We start from the raw sequence: 15291 nt of genomic DNA, 5'->3' as shown, positions 1-15291 counted from the left end.
TGTCAAAAAGAAAAACCGGCGCAAACTATTTGCAGCGCCCGAGGTTTTGTTGTGCGCAGCTATCCTGTAAAATCACCGCCTTCTCAAGATCAAGCCTGTTCCTAATCCATGTCCGCAGAATTGTCCCGCATTGCCGAGGAAGTGGCGCGCCGCCGCACCTTCGCCATCATTTCCCACCCTGACGCCGGTAAAACCACGCTCACCGAAAAACTGCTGCTGTTTTCAGGCGCATCCAGATGGCCGGTACGGTAAAAGGCAAGAAGGGCGGCAAGTTTGCCACCTCGGACTGGATGGAAATCGAAAAGCAGCGTGGCATTTCGGTAGCTTCCTCGGTAATGCAGTTCGACTACCGCGAGCATACCGTCAACCTGCTGGACACCCCGGGCCACCAGGACTTCTCCGAAGATACCTACCGCGTGCTGACCGCCGTGGACAGCGCGCTGATGGTGATTGACGCTGCCAAGGGCGTGGAAGAGCAAACCATCAAGCTGCTGAATGTCTGCCGCCTGCGCAATACGCCCATCGTTACCTTCATGAACAAGTACGACCGTGAAGTGCGCGATTCGCTGGAATTGCTGGACGAAGTGGAAAACGTGCTGAAGATCCGCTGCGCGCCGATTACCTGGCCTATCGGCATGGGCAAGACCTTCCGCGGCGTGTACAGCCTGCTGAACGACGAAGTCATCCTGTTTGAAGCCGGCAGCGAAAAGCTGATTACCGATATCGAAGTGATCAAGGGCATCGACAATCCGCGCCTGGACGAGCTGTTTCCGCTGGAAATGGACAATCTGCGCATGGAAATCGAACTGGTCAAGGGTGCTTCCAACGAATGGAATCTGGAAGAATTCCTGGCTGGCGAACTCACCCCGGTATTCTTTGGCTCCGCCATCAACAACTTTGGCGTGCGCGAAATCCTGGATGCACTGATCAACTGGGCCCCGGCTCCGCAAGACCGTGACGCCACCGTGCGCATGGTCAACCCCACCGAAGGCAAGTTCTCCGGCTTCGTGTTCAAGATCCAGGCCAATATGGACCCCAAGCACCGCGACCGCATTGCGTTCTTGCGCGTGTGTTCCGGCCAGTTCGAGCGCGGCATGAAAATGAAGCATCTGCGCCTGAACCGTGACATTGCCGCCTCCAGCGTGGTGACTTTCATGTCGCACGACCGCGAGATCGTGGAAGAAGCCTTTGCCGGCGACATCATCGGCATCCCCAACCACGGCAACATCCAGATTGGCGACAGCTTTTCCTCGGGCGAAGAACTGGCCTTCACCGGCATTCCCTTCTTTGCCCCGGAACTGTTCCGCTCGGTACGCATCAAGAACCCGCTGAAACTGAAGCAGCTGCAAAAAGGCCTGCAACAGCTGGGCGAGGAAGGCGCAGTACAGGTATTCAAGCCGCACAGCGGCGGCGACCTGATCCTGGGTGCCGTGGGCGTGCTGCAGTATGAAGTGGTGGCTTCGCGCCTGGCGGCAGAATACGGCGTGGATGCGGTGTTTGAATCGGCCAGCATCTGGTCGGCGCGCTGGTTCACCTGCGACGACCGCAAGAAGCTGGACGAATTCGTCAAGGCACTGCAAATGAACATTGCCACCGACGCCGGCGGCAACCTGGCTTATCTGGCTCCCAACCGCGTCAACCTGCAACTGACGCAGGAACGCTGGCCGGACATCGTGTTCCACGAAACCCGTGAACACGCGGTCAAGCTGAACGACTGAGCCTGACAGCGCCATGTCCGACCTGATCGACCTGCTACGTCAGCTGCGCACCGATTACAGCCACGAAATCGTGCGCTCGCTGATGCTGGTGACCGTGCTGCTGCTGATCCGGCTGGTGGTCGGCCATATCCTGTCCAGCAATGTCAACGTGCCGGTGGAGGAGCGCCGTCGCTGGTCGGTCTCCACCCGCAATGTGCTGTTCATCTCCGGCCTGGCCGGGATAGGCCTGATCTGGGCGGAAGAGCTGCAAACCATCGCAGTGTCCATGCTGGCCTTTGCCGCGGCGCTTATCCTGGCCACCAAGGAGCTGATTTTGTGCGTGTCGGGCTTCGTGGTGCGCCATGCGTCGAACAGCTACAGCCTGGGGGATCATATCGAGGTGGGCAATATACGCGGCCGGGTGGTGGATATCGGCCTGTTGTCCACCACGGTGATGGAGATAGGGCCGCAGCACAATGCCCATCAGATGACCGGCCGCGCCCTCACCTTTCCCAACAGCCTGCTGCTGTCGCAGGCGGTGATCCGGGAAAATTACATGGGTGACTATGTAATGCACATCATCAATGTGCCGGTGGGTTACCAGATTCCCCCTACCCGCGCCCAGCACCTGTTGCTGGCGGCGGCAGAAGAACACTGCCAGCAGCACGTGGCAGCCGCCAAGGTACACATGGAACGCATGGCCGAGCGTTACCTGGTGGACACTCCGTCGGTGGAGCCGCGCATCGGCATGCAGGCGGTGGACGAAAAGCGCTACCAGCTGATTCTGCGTATCGCCATTCCGGCCAAGGAGCGGCAGCGCATCGAGCAGGCCATCATTTATCAGTTCATGGCCGCCTGCTATCCCGATACGGCCACGGCAGGGCAAACCGCAAGCCAGTCAAATAATTAGAGCTTAAACTCCAAACAGCAGTTATAATCTGCGCTTGCCCCATTGCTTCGGTGCCTCATGAGCAAACCCCGCATCAAGACCTACGACCGCATCATTCAGGAAAGCCTGAAACTGTTCAATGAACAGGGCGAGCGCAATATCACCACCAATCATATCGCTGCTCATCTGGGCATCAGTCCGGGCAATCTGTACTACCACTTCCGCAACAAGGAAGAGATCGTCTACCAGATCTTCCTGATGTACCGCGACTTCATCAATCAGCGTCTGGCCGTGCCGGAAGAGCGAGACATGACGGTAGCGGACCTGGTGAATTATCTGGACACCGCTTTCCTCGCCATGTGGCAGTTCCGCTTCATGTTCTACGACCTGCCGGGCATGCTGGCGCGCAGCCCGCAGTTGCAGTCGGAGTACCACCAGTTCGTCAATACCGAACTGAAAGGCATTCTGGGCGAACATTTCCGCGAGTTCATCCGCCTTGGCCTGCTCAAGATGGACGAAGAAGATATCGAGGCCGTCAGCATCAATATCTGGCTGGTGGTGAAATTCTGGTTTGCCTTCGAGCAGACTTCACGGCCCAAGTCGCCCATTACCGAGGCTTCCGGCCATCGCGGTGTACGTCAGGTGATGGCGCTGCTCAAGCCTTATGTGCAGCCGGACTTCATGGCTGCCTTCCAGCAGCTGCAAGCACGCCACGCCGGCTGAACAGCAACCGGGTGAAACACAAGGCCGTTTCCGCATGGAAACGGCCTTGTTGCTTATCGCCCCGCCAGTCAGGCTCAATCAAACTGACGACGGAACAGCAGCAAGCCCGCCCCGAACACCAGCACGCCAATGCCGCCCATGCCCAGAATGGCACTCTGCAAATCAGCCAACCCCTGCCCTTTGAGCAAAATCCCGAAGGCAATGTCCAGGTAATAATGCAGCGGCGAGGCGAACATCAGGCCGCGCAGCCAGCCGGGCATGGCTTCCGGTGGCGTCCAGGCGCCAGACAAAAACAGCATGGGTGCCAGAATCAGAATCGACAGCATGCCTGCCTGTGCCAGATTGCGCGCAATGGTGGCGGCAAACAGCCCCAGCCCGGCGGTGGTGAACACATACAGGCCGGACAGGGCAAAAAACAGCAGCAGACTGCCCTTTACCGGAATGACAAATACCGGAATCAGCACCAGGAACAGGCTGAGCGCCACCCCGCACAGAATCACCCCGGTCATCGACACCACCTTGGGCAGCAAGATGCCAAACGGGGATAGTGGCGACACGATCAGCTGCTCCACCGTGCCACGCTCCTTCTCGCGCACCATGGCGGCCGCGGGCAGCAGCACCGCAAATACGGTGGCAATGTTCAGCATTTCCGATATCCCCATGAACCAGCTGTCTTCCTGATTGGGGTTGTACCAGACACGGATATCGTTCTGTACTTGTGGCAGATTGCGGGTGGCCGCCTCCCCCATGCCCAGCCGCTGCATCGCACTTTCCAGCCCGTACTGGCTGACAATCTGCTGCGCATGGCTGGTGGCGAGGAACCCCAGCACCGAATTGGTGGTATCCACCTGCATGGCCAGGCTGGTGGGCTGGCCATTGGCCAGATCCCGGCCAAACTGCGGCGGCACCGACAGCACCAGCATGGCGCGGCCCTGATCCAGCGCTGCCAGTGCCGCCGCATCCTGTCCCACGGTGCCGTCAATGCGGAAATACGGTTGCTGGAAGCGGGAGAGCAGTTCGCGGGACTGCGGGCTGCGGTCCAGGTCCTGCACCAGCGTGGCGGCATGGTTCAGGGACAAGGACACACCGGACGCCGCCAGAAAGATATCCGCGGTAAAGGCATACACGATAAAGGCCAGCAATACCCGGTCACGCCCCAGCTGCTTCAGTTCCTTCATCAGCATGACGGCAAAGCGCCGCCAGGCCAGTTGCCATTCTGCTTTCATATGTTCGGCCTCTTGCTGAACAGCTGGTAGCCGGCGGCAAACAGCAGGCAGGCGTACAGCGCCAGCACCGCCAGCGGCCGCCACAAGGACATCAGCCCCACGCCTTTCAGGAAGCAGCCCACCACGATGTCGGTGTAATACATGGCCGGCATCAGCTGTGCCACCACATGCGCGCCAGCCCCCAGCGATACGATGGGAATGATCAGGCCGGAATACAGTACCGCCGGAATCATGGTCACCACCATGGTGACAATCATCGCCGCCACCTGGGTGCGCACCAGCACCGACACCAACAGGCCGATGCCGGTGGTGCACAGCACATACACCAGCGTGGCAGGCAGGAAAAACAGCAGGCTGCCCTTGAACGGCACCTGATACAGCAATACCGCCAGCAACCACAGCAACAGGATGTTGACGCTGGAAATGGCTACATACGGAGCCAGCTTGCCCACCAGAAACTCGCCACGGCTGACATTGGAGGCATAGATATTGAAGATGGAACCGTTCTCTTTTTCCCGCACCACGCCCAGCGCAGTAAGGAATGGTGGTGACAGCATCAGGATGACCATGATCAGCTTGGGTGCCAGCGACCAGATGCTGGACACGCTCTGGTTGTACAGATAGCGCGATTCCAGCGCGATGGGCGTCAGCTGCGCCAGAGCATCCTGTTGCGACAAGCCAGTAGCATGCGACACCGCCTGCGCTACCGCCGCCAGACTGAAGGCGGCATTGATGGCCGTGACATAGCCCTTGGTGGTCATGGCGCGGCTAGGGAAGCTGCCATCCACCAAGGTCTGGATGGCAGCCGGACGAGCCTGGGCCAGCGTCTTGCCAAACTGTGGAGGAATCACCAGCACCACCCGCACTGCGCCGGAACCAATCAACTGCGCCGCATCGCGCTCATCCCCGGCATAGCCGCGAAACCGGAAATAGCGCGAATCGATAAAGCGGTAGGCATAGTCTCGGCTGGCGGCGCTGCGGTCGTGGTCCACCACGGCAAACGGGATGTTTTCCACATCCAGCGACAGACCGTAGCCAAACAACAGCATCAGCAAGGCCGGTACCACAAAGGCCAGGGTGAAGAACAGGCGGTCGCGCACGATTTCACGCCATTCCTTGCCTGCGATGGCCACTACACGTTGCAGATTCATGCGACACTCCCGGTGGCATGTGATTGCGCTTCCAGCTGGCTGACACGCTGCACGAACACATCCTCCATGGCGATGGGGCGGGCTTGCGGCGGCCGTTCCACACCCAGCCCGCGCAGCACCTGTTGTAGCCGTTCTACATCCGGGGTCAGCACATGCAAGGCACTGCCATAAGGCGACACATTGGCAAAACCGGCGGCCTGCAAGGGGGAAACCAGGGCTGCCGCATTGTCGGCATACACCCGGTACAGCTGGCCGGCCTCGGCCAGTACCTGCTGTTTCATCTGCTGCGGCGAGGCATCCGCCACCACCCGTCCGGCAAACATCAGTGCCAGATGGTCGCAATGTTCAGCCTCGCTCATGTAATGGGTGGTCACCAGCATGGCCACGCCATCCTGCCGTGACAGGCGGAACAGGATGTCCCAGAAGGCGCGCCGCCCCAGGGGGTCCACCCCGCTGGTGGGTTCATCCAGAAACAATACCCGTGGCTGATGCACCAGCGCGCAGCCCAGTGCCAGCCGCTGGCGCAAGCCCATGGGCAGGGCGGCGGCCAGATCGTTTTCGTGACCATGCAGGCCCGCCATGTCCAGAATCCACTGCAAGCGCACATCGCGGGCCTTGCGGTCCAGACCATAGATACCGGCATACAGGCGGATGTTTTCCACCACGCTCAGGTCCAGATACAAGGAAAACGCCTGCGACATATAACCGATGCGTGACTTGATCAGCGCACCGGCCTGCTTCATGTCCGCCCCGGCCACGCGCCCGCTGCCACTGCTGGGCGGCAGGATGCCGGTGAGCATCTTGATGGCCGTGGTCTTACCAGCACCATTGGCCCCCAACAGGCCGAAGATTTCCCCTTGCCGCACCTGAAAGCTGACATCGCCCACTGCGACAAAATCACCAAAGCGCTTGACCAGCCCCTTGGCCTCGATAGCCAGCTCCTGGCTGGCCGAACCGGGTGCTGCCGGTGCCGCCATGGTGTCCGGCGCAGTGGTACCCGTCTGCTTGCCGCCCAGCATGGCGACAAACACGTCTTCCAGCTCGGCATCCAGCACATCCAGCTGCTGGCACTCCAGCCCTTGCAGCACATCGACCACCTGCTGGCGGGCAGCAGGCTGATCTGGCTCAGGCATAAACAGGCGGATCTCCGGCCCCATCGCTTCGCACTGCGGCCAGCGCGCCACCAGCCGCTGCATGGCGCTCAACTGCGGCTGCACCCGGCACTGCACGATGCAGCCCGGCACCCGTTGCAGGATTTGCGCCGGGCTGCCCTCGGCCAGTTTGCTGCCCTGATGCAGCAGGCTCATGCGGGTAAAGCGGCTGGCCTCGTCCATATAGGCAGTGGACACCAGCGCCGTCAGGCCCTGCCCGGCGATCAGGGTGGCCAGAATGGCCCAGAAGTCGCGGCGCGATACCGGATCCACCCCGGTGGTGGGTTCATCCAGAATGATCAGCTGCGGCGCGTGTATCAGCGTGCACACCAGCCCCAGCTTTTGCTTCATGCCGCCGGACAGCTGTTTCATCGGCCGATGACGAAACGCTGCCAGCCGGGTGATGGCAAGCAACTGCTCCTTGCGGGCAGCCGCTTCTTCGCGTGGCACCAGCCGCAGCCGGGCAAAAAAGTCGACATTTTCCTCGATGGACAAATCGCCATACAGGTTCTGCCCCAGGCCTTGTGGCATCAGGCCGATACGCCCCTTGATGGCTTCGGCATGACGTTCGCTGTCCAGTAACTGGCCAAACACCTCCAGCTGGCCCTGCTCGTAGGACAACACGCCGGCCACCGCCTTCATCAGGCTGGATTTGCCGGCTCCGTCCGGGCCGATCAGCCCGTACAGCTCGCCACGGTGCACTTCGAGGTCCAGTCCTTGTACGGCAAACTGGCCACCGTACTGCTTGCCGAAGCCGCTGGCCTTGATGATGGTATCGCTCATGGCTACCAGCGCGGGGCTTGCCAGGCCACGCCATCCTTCCAGCGGATGACGGCATCGGCCGGCAAGCCGGGCGTCAGGCGCAATTGCGGATTGCTGCTCAGGCTGAGTTTGACCGCATACACCAGTTTCACCCGCTCATCAGGGGTTTGCACTTCCTTGGGGGTGAATTCGGCACGGGCGGCAATATGGCTGACGGTGGCGTCAAACGGATGCGCGGGGAAGGCGTCGGTGCTGATTTGCGCGGGCAAGCCAAGGCGGATCTTGCCGATCTGGTTTTCCGGAACATACACCTTGAGGTAAAGGTGGTTCAGGTCCACCAGCTCCAGCACCCCGCCGCCTGCTGCCAGCATTTCACCCGGCTCGCGCAAGCGATTGCTGACCATGCCACCGGAAGGCGCGGTCAATTGCAATTCGCGCAGCACGGCAGTGGCTTCGGCCACCGCAGCTTCGGCCTGATGGATTTGCTCTGCCGCCTGTACAGCCTGGCTGCGCGCGCTGACGGCAGCCAGTTGCATCTGCTCGGCATGCATGCGGTCTACCGAGCCGCGCGCCAGCAAGTCGGCAAAACGGGCGGCATCCTTGTCCGCCTGGGCCGAAGCCGCAGCAGCACGTTGCTGCTGGGCACGGGCGGCGGCCAGACTGGCTTGCGCAGCCCGCAAGCGGGCAGTTACCTCATCCGAATGCAGGCGGGCCAATAACTGGCCGCTGCTGACCATATCCCCTTCGCGCACCAGCACGCTCTCCAGCCGTCCCGGATATTTGCTGGCTACCAGTACGCTGTCGCCCTCCAGTCGGCCGTTGGCCTGGATCAATCCTTCCGGCAGGCCCCGGTCTCGCGCCTGCCAGATGCCATAAGCCAGCGCACCGGCCAGCGCCAGCACCACACCTGCCATCACGACTCTGCTTGTTTTCATGTCACAACTCACCGATGGCCCGTTGCAAGGCCACCACCGCCAGGGCGTGGTCGTAACGGGCGTTGAACAGATTGCGCTGGCTGTCTGCGCGCCGTACTTCGGCGGCCAGCACTTCGGTCTGATTGGCCAGGCCATTGCGATAGCGGTCGCGCTGGATGGCCAGGTATTCGTCTGCCGACAGCAAGGCGGCCTCGGCCACGCGGATGCGGGCTGTGGCTTCGATTTGCTGGCTATGGCTGCGCTCCACTTCCAGCGCAATCAGGCTGCGGGCCTCCTGCAACTGGTCCTGCACCGCGCTGGCTTGTTCGCTGACACTGCCGGCACGGGCGCGGATCAGGCCGCTGTCGAACACGCTCCAACTGACTCCCAGTCCGACCGAACCCACGCCCTTGTTCACCAGATAAGGATTGTTCAGGTAGCTGTAGGCGGCATACACCCCCAGCTGCGGCTGGCTTTCCGCGCGCACACTGCGGGCAGTGGCCTGCAAGGATTCGGACCATTCTGCAAGGCCCGCCAGCTCCGGCCTTTGCTGCATGGCACGCTGCTGCAAAGCAGCCAGACTGCGTCCGTCACCGGCCAGTTCCAGTTCATCCACCTGCACCGGCTGGCTGAAGTCACGCCCCAGCAGGCGGTTGTAGGCAGCCTGGCTCAGCGTCTCTGCCTGCCGGGCCGAAATCAGCTTTTGCTCGGCATCCGCCACCGCCAGCGCTGCCCCCAGCACATCACCCCGTGCCACCACGCCTTTGCGGAAGAAATTGTTCACATCCCGCTGATAGGCTTGCAGGCTGTGCAGATACTGGCTGGCCACCGCTGCCGCATGGCGCGCGCGCAACACATTGACATAGGCTTCCGCCACTTGCAGGCGCAAGGCCTGGCGTACCTGTTCCTGCGCGTAACGACTGGCCGATGTTGCTGCCGCAGCAGACTGCTGCAGGGCGGTGAGCCTGCCGCCGGTATACAGGGGCAGCCCAAGCCGGGCATTGGCATAGCGCACATCCCGGTTACTGAGCGGTGCATCCACCGAGGCTGGCAGATGCAGACCCAGCGCACCCAGACCTTGCGTCAGCGGGCTGATATCCAGCCGCGCGGTCGGCGTGCTGTCCAGCTGGCTGACACCGGCATCCAGTGTCAAAGCCGGCCCGGCTGCGGCATGAGCGGCATCCTCTTGCAGGCGGGCGGCATCCACCTTACGTGTTTCGGCGCGCAGACTGTGACTGTATTGTTCGGCCTGCTGCCAGGCTTGCTGCAATGACTCCGCCAGCACCGGGCAACTCAGTACGGACAGCCCCAGCCACAGCGGTAAAAACTTGCATGAAAATGCCATTGAAGTAATGAACACTCATTCATCAATAATGACTTCAGTATATTGCAACTGCATGGACGGTTGTTGCGCTTGATCAGTCAAACCGAAGCAAAAACGGGATGAGAGACAATACAAAGCCCGAAAATGCCAGATACGCGGCATTTTCGGGCTTTTGCTCTAGAAATTCAGGCTTTCAATGCCGCGCGCAACTGATGTGCGGCACGCAGGGCAAAGGCATAGATGGACAATTGCGGATTGGCACCGATGCTGGTGGGGAAGATGGAACCGTCGATAATGCTCAGGTTACGCAGCGTCCAGTGGCGGCCGTATTCGTCCACCACACCGCTGTCCGGCTGGCTGCTCATGGCGGCTCCACCCATCACATGGGCACTGACCAGACGAGCCAGCAAGGGCTTGAGCGCCAAACCGGCTATCATTTCCCGCGTTTCCTTCCAGCTGGAAAGCAGCGGGGCCTGTTCGTGAATCACCTGTACCTGACGCGCACCGGCGGCGAACTGCAGTTCCGCCATGGTGAGCCAGCTACGCCGCACGCCATCCCACAGCACATCGTTCAGCGGGTAATCCAGCTCGGGCGAACCATCGGCGCGCAAGCGCACCACCCCGCCCTGACTGTCCGGGTGAAAGCCATCGCGCAGCAGGGCCAGCATCACATGCAGATGGGGCAGTTGCTGCATCAGGCTGGCGGTTTGCTGACCAAAGCCTGACAGCGTCACCCCCACCAGCAAGGGATGCACCGGCGGCACTTCCAGCTTGTAACCCAGCGGACCGTCCAGTGGCTGGGTGTGCATGAAGTGGTCGGAATACACGGTTTGCGGTGCACCGTTATAGGCTTCGATGCGCTGCGGCATCACCGCACCGCAAATGGCGACCGGATGCAGAAAGGTGCGCTGGCCGACATGACTGTCCGCCAGGCCGCTGCGCAGCAAGATGGCTGGCGTGCCGATGGAGCCTGCCGCCAGCACCACATGGCCAGCACTCACCCGGAAACGACGACCGGTGAGGCTGTGGCCATCAGCGGCCAGCAGCACGCCTTCCGCCCCTTGCAAGGCCTTGCCGTCGGCAGTGGGAAGTAGCCGCTCCACGCGAGCCCGCGCCAACAAGCCGGCCTTGTGCTGCAAGGCTGCAGGAATGGTGGTCACCAGCATGGATTGCTTGGCATTGGTGGCACAGCCCATGCCGCAATATCCCAGGTTCCAGCAACCGCGCACATTGCGCCGGATGCGGCCATGCCTGAGGCCCAGCGCCTGACAGCCTTGTTCCAGCACGCTGTTGTTGGGGTTGGGGTCGGTCTGCCAGTCGGCAATGCCCAGCCGCGCTTCGGCCATGTCGAACCACGGGGTCATGGCTTGCGGGTTCAGCCCGTGCAGGCCATAGCGTTCACCCCACCAGTTGAGCGTGTCGGCAGGCGTGCGAAAGGCGCTGGTCCAGTTGACCGTGGTACTGCCACCCACGGTACGGCCCTGCAGGATATTGATGCCCTTGTCGGCGGTCTTGCGACTGGCTGCCTCCTGATACAGCTCGGGATAGGCCTTGGCTTCCAGCAGACGGAAGTCGCGCGATGTCCGCAAGGCTCCCTCTTCCACCATCAGCACATCCAGCCCGGCCTGGGCCAGCACTTCGGCCGTCATGCCGCCGCCCGCACCGGTGCCGATGATCAGCACGTCGCAGTGCAGTTGCAGGTCCTGCTGCCGGCTGGCACCGTCCAGCACGCGCCAGCCGTCGGCCACGCCCTGGGCAATCGGATCGGGCAAGCTCATCGGTGTCGTCATGGCAGCAGACTCATGATTTGTGGTGGTTGCTGATAACCCATTGCGCTCCAGCTGGCCGGGTTGCCAAACCAGGCGGCATTGATCAGCGCATGCAAGGCCTGGTACGCCGAGCGCAGCAATAACAAGGGGCTGTGCTGCCAGCTACGCAGGAAAGCAGTCAGCTCGCTCTCCGTCGCCTGCGCCCAGGGCTTGCGCACGCCGGCCAGCCAGCGCCGCGCCCAGCGATTGGCCAGCAGGTCGAACAACTGGCGCAACTCCTGCTGGATGGCGGGCAGCAGATTGCTGATTGCCACATCCACCCCGCGCACGATGTCGTTCACGGGCAAGCCGGGCAGGCCCAGCATGACCGCGCAATGCTGCGGATTATTTGCGCATCGACCGGCTGCAGGAAATGCAGGGCCGGTTCGGCGCGAGCCGGCCAGTCCGCCTGCGGAGTGGCCAGCAGGCCTGCGGCCAGCAGCACCACACTGCCGGCCATGCCGGTCTTGATCAGTTGGCGGCGGGTAAGCATGTCAGCCTCGCAACATCAGTCGGAGCAGCCATTCCACCGTCCGGCCATATGGCGGACGGGTCAACCAGCTGCCGGCCCAGCGGCTTTGGGTGAATACCGGCTTGAGCTTGGAGAAGGTGAGGAAACCTTCGTAGCCGTGGTAATGCCCCATGCCGGAAGGCCCCACGCCGCCAAACGGCATGTCGTCCTGCGCCACGTGCAGGATGGTTTCATTGATGCATACGCCACCGGATACGGTTTGTTGCAGCACCTTGTCGATGCGCACCGGGTCGCGATCAAACAGGTAAAGCGCCAGTGGGCGCGGCCGGGTGTTGATGTACTCCAGCGCCTCGTCAAAGCGGTCATAACTGACCACCGGCAGGATGGGGCCGAAGATTTCCTCCTGCATCAGCGCGCAATGGGCCGGACAATCCAGCACCAGGGTCAGCGGCAGCTTGCGCACTGCGGCCAGGTCTTCCCCGGCCGGATTGATCTGCCGAACCCTCGCCCCGGCAGCAATGGCTTCGTCCAGCCATTGTTGCAGGCGCTGGTAATGCCGTGGATGGATGATGCTGCTGTAGTCCGGGTTATGCGCCAGCGTGGGATAGGCACGGGTGGCAACGGCATCCAGCATGGCCAGCAGGCGGTCACGGTCCTTGGCATTCACCAGCACATAGTCAGGTGCCACGCAGGTTTGACCGGCATTGAGCAATTTGCCTGCCACGATGGATTCGGCAGCGCGGGCAAAGTCGGCATCGCGCGCCACCAGGGCGGGCGACTTGCCCCCCAGTTCCAGCGTCACCGGGGTGAGATTATCCGCCGCCGCCCGCATCACATGGCGTCCCACCGCGGTGGAACCGGTAAACAGCAGGTGGTCAAACGGCAGGCGGGTAAAGGCCTGTGCCAGCGTCGCATCGCCATTGACCACCGTCACCAGCCCCGGCTCGAAATACTGCGCCACCAGTCTGGCCAGCAGCGCACCGGTGGCCGGGGTGAGCTCGGACATCTTGATCATCACCCGGTTACCCGCCGCCAGTGCACCAATCAAGGGGCCAAATGCCAGAAACAGCGGATAGTTCCACGGCACCACCACACCCACCACACCCAATGGCTGCGGTATCACCTGATTGCGCGCCGGGCGGAACCACAGCGAAACGGCACGGCGTTGCGGCCGCATCCAGCGGCCCAGCTGGCGTCGTGCACTGCGCAGCTCTTCCAGACTGGGAAACAGTTCCAGCAAGCGGGTTTCCACACTGCTGCGCTGGCCGAAGTCGGCATTCACCGCCTCGATCAAGGCAGTGCGGTTCTGTTGTATCAACTGTTCCAGCGCCGTCAACCAGCCACGGCGCATGGCCAGATCGGGAAACCTTGCCGCATCGGCGGCATGGCGCATGGCGGCATAGGCCTGCTGCAGACCCTGTTCGGTGTCTGGCGGCATCGGCATGACAGGCATTGTGCTATCCTCGTGTTGTTCCATCCGGCAAACGGTCGTTTAGAGCCACGACTCTAAAGCCAGAATAGCATCAGAATTTTCCTCTGTCACCCGTGTATCCATCATGTTGATCGATTTCTTTTATGCCCTGCGCGATGCCCGCTTGCCGGTATCACTCAAGGAATTCCTGACCCTGCTGGAAGCACTCAGGCAAAACGTGGCTTTTGGCAGCCTGGATGCTTTTTACTATCTGTCGCGCGCCACGCTGATCAAGGACGAAAAGCATTACGACCGCTTCGATCAGGTGTTCGGCCACTACTTCGAAGGCAAGACGCTGAATCTGGATGACTTGCAGCGCGATATTCCGGAGGACTGGCTGCGCAAGCAGGTTGAGAAATTCCTCAGCCCGGAAGAACAGCAGCAATTGCAGGCCATGGGCTGGGACAAACTGATGGAAACCCTGCGCCAGCGGCTGGAAGAACAGAAAGAGCGGCATCAGGGCGGCAACAAATGGATAGGCACCGACGGCACCAGCCCGTTTGGTGCTTATGGCTACAACCCGGAAGGCATACGCATTGGCCAGGCGGAGTCGCGCCATCGCCGTGCGGTGAAAGTGTGGGACAAGCGCGAATTCCGCAATTTCGACGATGCCGCCGAGCTGGGCAGCCGCAACATCAAGCTGGCCTTGCGTCGGCTGCGCGAGTTTGCCCGTGACGGTGCCGACGAAGAGCTGGACCTGGAAGCCACCATTGCCGGCACCGCCCGCAAGGCCGGCCTGCTGGACCTGCGCATGCGCCGCACCCTGCGCAATACGGTAAAGGTACTGTTGCTGTTTGATGTCGGCGGCTCGATGGACGACCACATCAAGGCGGTGGAAGAACTGTTCTCCGCCGTCAAGACCGAGTTCAAGCACCTGGAGTACTACTACTTCCACAACTGCGTGTATGAAACGGTGTGGAAGGACAACCGGCGGCGGCAAGGCAGCAGCCTGTCCACGCTGGACCTGCTGCATACCTTTGGCAGGGATTACAAGCTGATCCTGGTGGGCGATGCCACCATGAGCCCTTACGAAATCAGCCATCCGGGTGGCAGCGTGGAGCACATGAACCCGGAGGCTGGCGCAGTGTGGATGCAGCGCCTGCTGAGCCACTTCCGCCATGCCGCCTGGCTCAACCCGGTGGCCGAGCAATACTGGGGCTACACCCCGTCCCTGCAACTGATGCAGCAACTGATGCAACAGCGCATGTTTCCGCTCACCCTGGAAGGCGTGGACCGCGCCATGCGCAGCCTGAAGCAAGGGGGAGCCTTGCTTCAGGCTGCTGACAAGGTAATTTGATACGATTGCACTGGACCCGGCAAAGCCGGGCCTTCCGACCAAGCACCCGATTCCGCAGCCTTGCCATCTAATCCCAATCCCCCCGCCCTTTCCCCGAAAGGGAGCCTCGCTTTCTTTGCAGAAAGCGAGCGGGGGGGTGTCCACCATCTGATGAGTTCGAAGCAAGAGGGAGCCTTGCTGGCTCCCTAGTTTGACGGGGGAAAGTGCTGCCCATGGCCATCGAAGGCCTTGACCTGATCGCGCCCGGCCAGCTTTGCCTCGTACAAGGCCTGGTCGGCCAATGCCAGAGCGACACTGGCGTCCTGCTGGCTGCGGGCAAAGCTGCTGACGCCGATGCTGGTTCGTACCTGCAACTGGCATCCCCACCTGGATGACATGGCTGCGCACCGCCTCGCGCAGCCGTTCG

13 protein-coding genes and 1 pseudogene are annotated in these 15291 nt (G+C 61.6%); 4 read left to right on the top strand and 10 right to left on the bottom strand.

Going from position 1 to position 15291, the window contains the following annotated elements; all coding sequences use genetic code 11:
- The first annotated feature begins 108 nt into the window (after nt 1-108).
- The 3 genes and pseudogenes from AWT75_RS08715 (at nt 109) to AWT75_RS08705 (ending at nt 3309) form a co-directional block, all read left to right on the top strand.
- Nucleotides 109-1718: pseudogene (locus AWT75_RS08715) on the top strand (peptide chain release factor 3).
- A 13-nt stretch (nt 1719-1731) separates the two neighbouring features.
- The gene (locus AWT75_RS08710; protein WP_062788895.1) at nt 1732-2607 is read left to right on the top strand and encodes a mechanosensitive ion channel domain-containing protein; all 876 of its coding nucleotides are present in this window, start codon (nt 1732-1734) and stop codon (nt 2605-2607) included.
- Nucleotides 2608-2664: 57 nt separating this feature from the next.
- Nucleotides 2665-3309, top strand: a complete 645-nt coding sequence (locus tag AWT75_RS08705) for a TetR/AcrR family transcriptional regulator (RefSeq protein ID WP_045844969.1) — start codon at nt 2665-2667, stop codon at nt 3307-3309.
- Between the two features lie 74 nt (nt 3310-3383).
- On the opposite strand, the gene AWT75_RS08700 is transcribed toward AWT75_RS08705, so the two are convergent.
- The 9 genes from AWT75_RS08700 to AWT75_RS08660 all read right to left on the bottom strand — a co-directional run bounded on the left by AWT75_RS08700 (nt 3384) and on the right by AWT75_RS08660 (nt 13570).
- A complete protein-coding gene (locus tag AWT75_RS08700) occupies nt 3384-4535 on the bottom strand; it encodes an ABC transporter permease (protein WP_062788894.1) in 1152 nt (383 codons plus the stop codon).
- Nucleotides 4532-5686 carry an ABC transporter permease gene (locus tag AWT75_RS08695; protein ID WP_062788893.1) on the bottom strand — a complete coding sequence of 385 codons (1155 nt, stop codon included), beginning with the start codon at nt 5684-5686 and terminating at the stop codon, nt 4532-4534. The genes AWT75_RS08700 and AWT75_RS08695 overlap by 4 nt, the downstream gene beginning before the upstream one ends.
- A complete protein-coding gene (locus tag AWT75_RS08690) occupies nt 5683-7620 on the bottom strand; it encodes an ATP-binding cassette domain-containing protein (protein ID WP_062788892.1) in 1938 nt (645 codons plus the stop codon). The genes AWT75_RS08695 and AWT75_RS08690 overlap by 4 nt, the downstream gene beginning before the upstream one ends.
- A gap of 2 nt (nt 7621-7622) precedes the next feature.
- Nucleotides 7623-8534 (bottom strand): HlyD family secretion protein, encoded by a 912-nt coding sequence (locus AWT75_RS08685; RefSeq protein WP_082696020.1) that lies wholly within the window; start codon nt 8532-8534, stop codon nt 7623-7625.
- Nucleotide 8535: 1 nt separating this feature from the next.
- Nucleotides 8536-9858: a TolC family protein gene (locus AWT75_RS08680; RefSeq protein ID WP_062788890.1), complete on the bottom strand. Its 1323-nt coding sequence runs from the start codon at nt 9856-9858 to the stop codon at nt 8536-8538.
- A gap of 164 nt (nt 9859-10022) precedes the next feature.
- Nucleotides 10023-11615, bottom strand: coding sequence for a GMC family oxidoreductase (locus tag AWT75_RS08675; RefSeq protein WP_153013278.1), 1593 nt, complete (start codon nt 11613-11615; stop codon nt 10023-10025).
- Nucleotides 11616-11623: 8 nt separating this feature from the next.
- Nucleotides 11624-11971, bottom strand: coding sequence for a hypothetical protein (locus AWT75_RS08670; RefSeq protein ID WP_062788888.1), 348 nt, complete (start codon nt 11969-11971; stop codon nt 11624-11626).
- The gene (locus tag AWT75_RS08665; RefSeq protein ID WP_062788887.1) at nt 11944-12138 is read right to left on the bottom strand and encodes a hypothetical protein; all 195 of its coding nucleotides are present in this window, start codon (nt 12136-12138) and stop codon (nt 11944-11946) included. The genes AWT75_RS08670 and AWT75_RS08665 overlap by 28 nt, the downstream gene beginning before the upstream one ends.
- 1 nt (nt 12139) lies before the next feature.
- Nucleotides 12140-13570, bottom strand: a complete 1431-nt coding sequence (locus AWT75_RS08660; RefSeq protein WP_153013277.1) for a coniferyl aldehyde dehydrogenase — start codon at nt 13568-13570, stop codon at nt 12140-12142.
- Between the two features lie 103 nt (nt 13571-13673).
- Between AWT75_RS08660 and AWT75_RS08655 the strand changes: the two genes are divergently transcribed.
- The gene (locus AWT75_RS08655) at nt 13674-14885 is read left to right on the top strand and encodes a vWA domain-containing protein (protein WP_062788885.1); all 1212 of its coding nucleotides are present in this window, start codon (nt 13674-13676) and stop codon (nt 14883-14885) included.
- A 185-nt stretch (nt 14886-15070) separates the two neighbouring features.
- Here AWT75_RS08655 and AWT75_RS20815 read toward each other — a convergent pair.
- Nucleotides 15071-15291: diguanylate cyclase domain-containing protein (locus tag AWT75_RS20815; protein ID WP_204376910.1), on the bottom strand; the 221-nt coding region annotated here is incomplete at its 5' end.

The sequence above is a fragment of the Aquitalea pelogenes genome (assembly GCF_001515305.1).
GTDB classification, from domain to species: Bacteria; Pseudomonadota; Gammaproteobacteria; order Burkholderiales; family Chromobacteriaceae; genus Aquitalea; species Aquitalea pelogenes.
This window is presented reverse-complemented; position numbering and strand designations above follow the sequence as displayed.

Excerpts from the sequence above, each read along its gene's own strand:
- AWT75_RS08690 (WP_062788892.1), bottom strand. The coding sequence starts at position 7,620 with ATGAGCGATACCATCATCAAGGCCAGCGGCTTCGGCAAGCAGTACGGT.
- AWT75_RS08680 (WP_062788890.1), bottom strand. The coding sequence starts at position 9,858 with ATGGCATTTTCATGCAAGTTTTTACCGCTGTGGCTGGGGCTGTCCGTA.
- AWT75_RS08700 (WP_062788894.1), bottom strand. The coding sequence starts at position 4,535 with ATGAAAGCAGAATGGCAACTGGCCTGGCGGCGCTTTGCCGTCATGCTG.
- AWT75_RS08670 (WP_062788888.1), bottom strand. The coding sequence starts at position 11,971 with ATGCTGGGCCTGCCCGGCTTGCCCGTGAACGACATCGTGCGCGGGGTG.
- AWT75_RS08655 (WP_062788885.1), top strand. The coding sequence starts at position 13,674 with ATGTTGATCGATTTCTTTTATGCCCTGCGCGATGCCCGCTTGCCGGTA.
- AWT75_RS08695 (WP_062788893.1), bottom strand. The coding sequence starts at position 5,686 with ATGAATCTGCAACGTGTAGTGGCCATCGCAGGCAAGGAATGGCGTGAA.
- AWT75_RS08665 (WP_062788887.1), bottom strand. The coding sequence starts at position 12,138 with ATGCTTACCCGCCGCCAACTGATCAAGACCGGCATGGCCGGCAGTGTG.
- AWT75_RS08710 (WP_062788895.1), top strand. The coding sequence starts at position 1,732 with ATGTCCGACCTGATCGACCTGCTACGTCAGCTGCGCACCGATTACAGC.
- AWT75_RS08705 (WP_045844969.1), top strand. The coding sequence starts at position 2,665 with ATGAGCAAACCCCGCATCAAGACCTACGACCGCATCATTCAGGAAAGC.
- AWT75_RS08660 (WP_153013277.1), bottom strand. The coding sequence starts at position 13,570 with ATGCCTGTCATGCCGATGCCGCCAGACACCGAACAGGGTCTGCAGCAG.
- AWT75_RS08675 (WP_153013278.1), bottom strand. The coding sequence starts at position 11,615 with ATGAGCTTGCCCGATCCGATTGCCCAGGGCGTGGCCGACGGCTGGCGC.
- AWT75_RS08685 (WP_082696020.1), bottom strand. The coding sequence starts at position 8,534 with ATGAAAACAAGCAGAGTCGTGATGGCAGGTGTGGTGCTGGCGCTGGCC.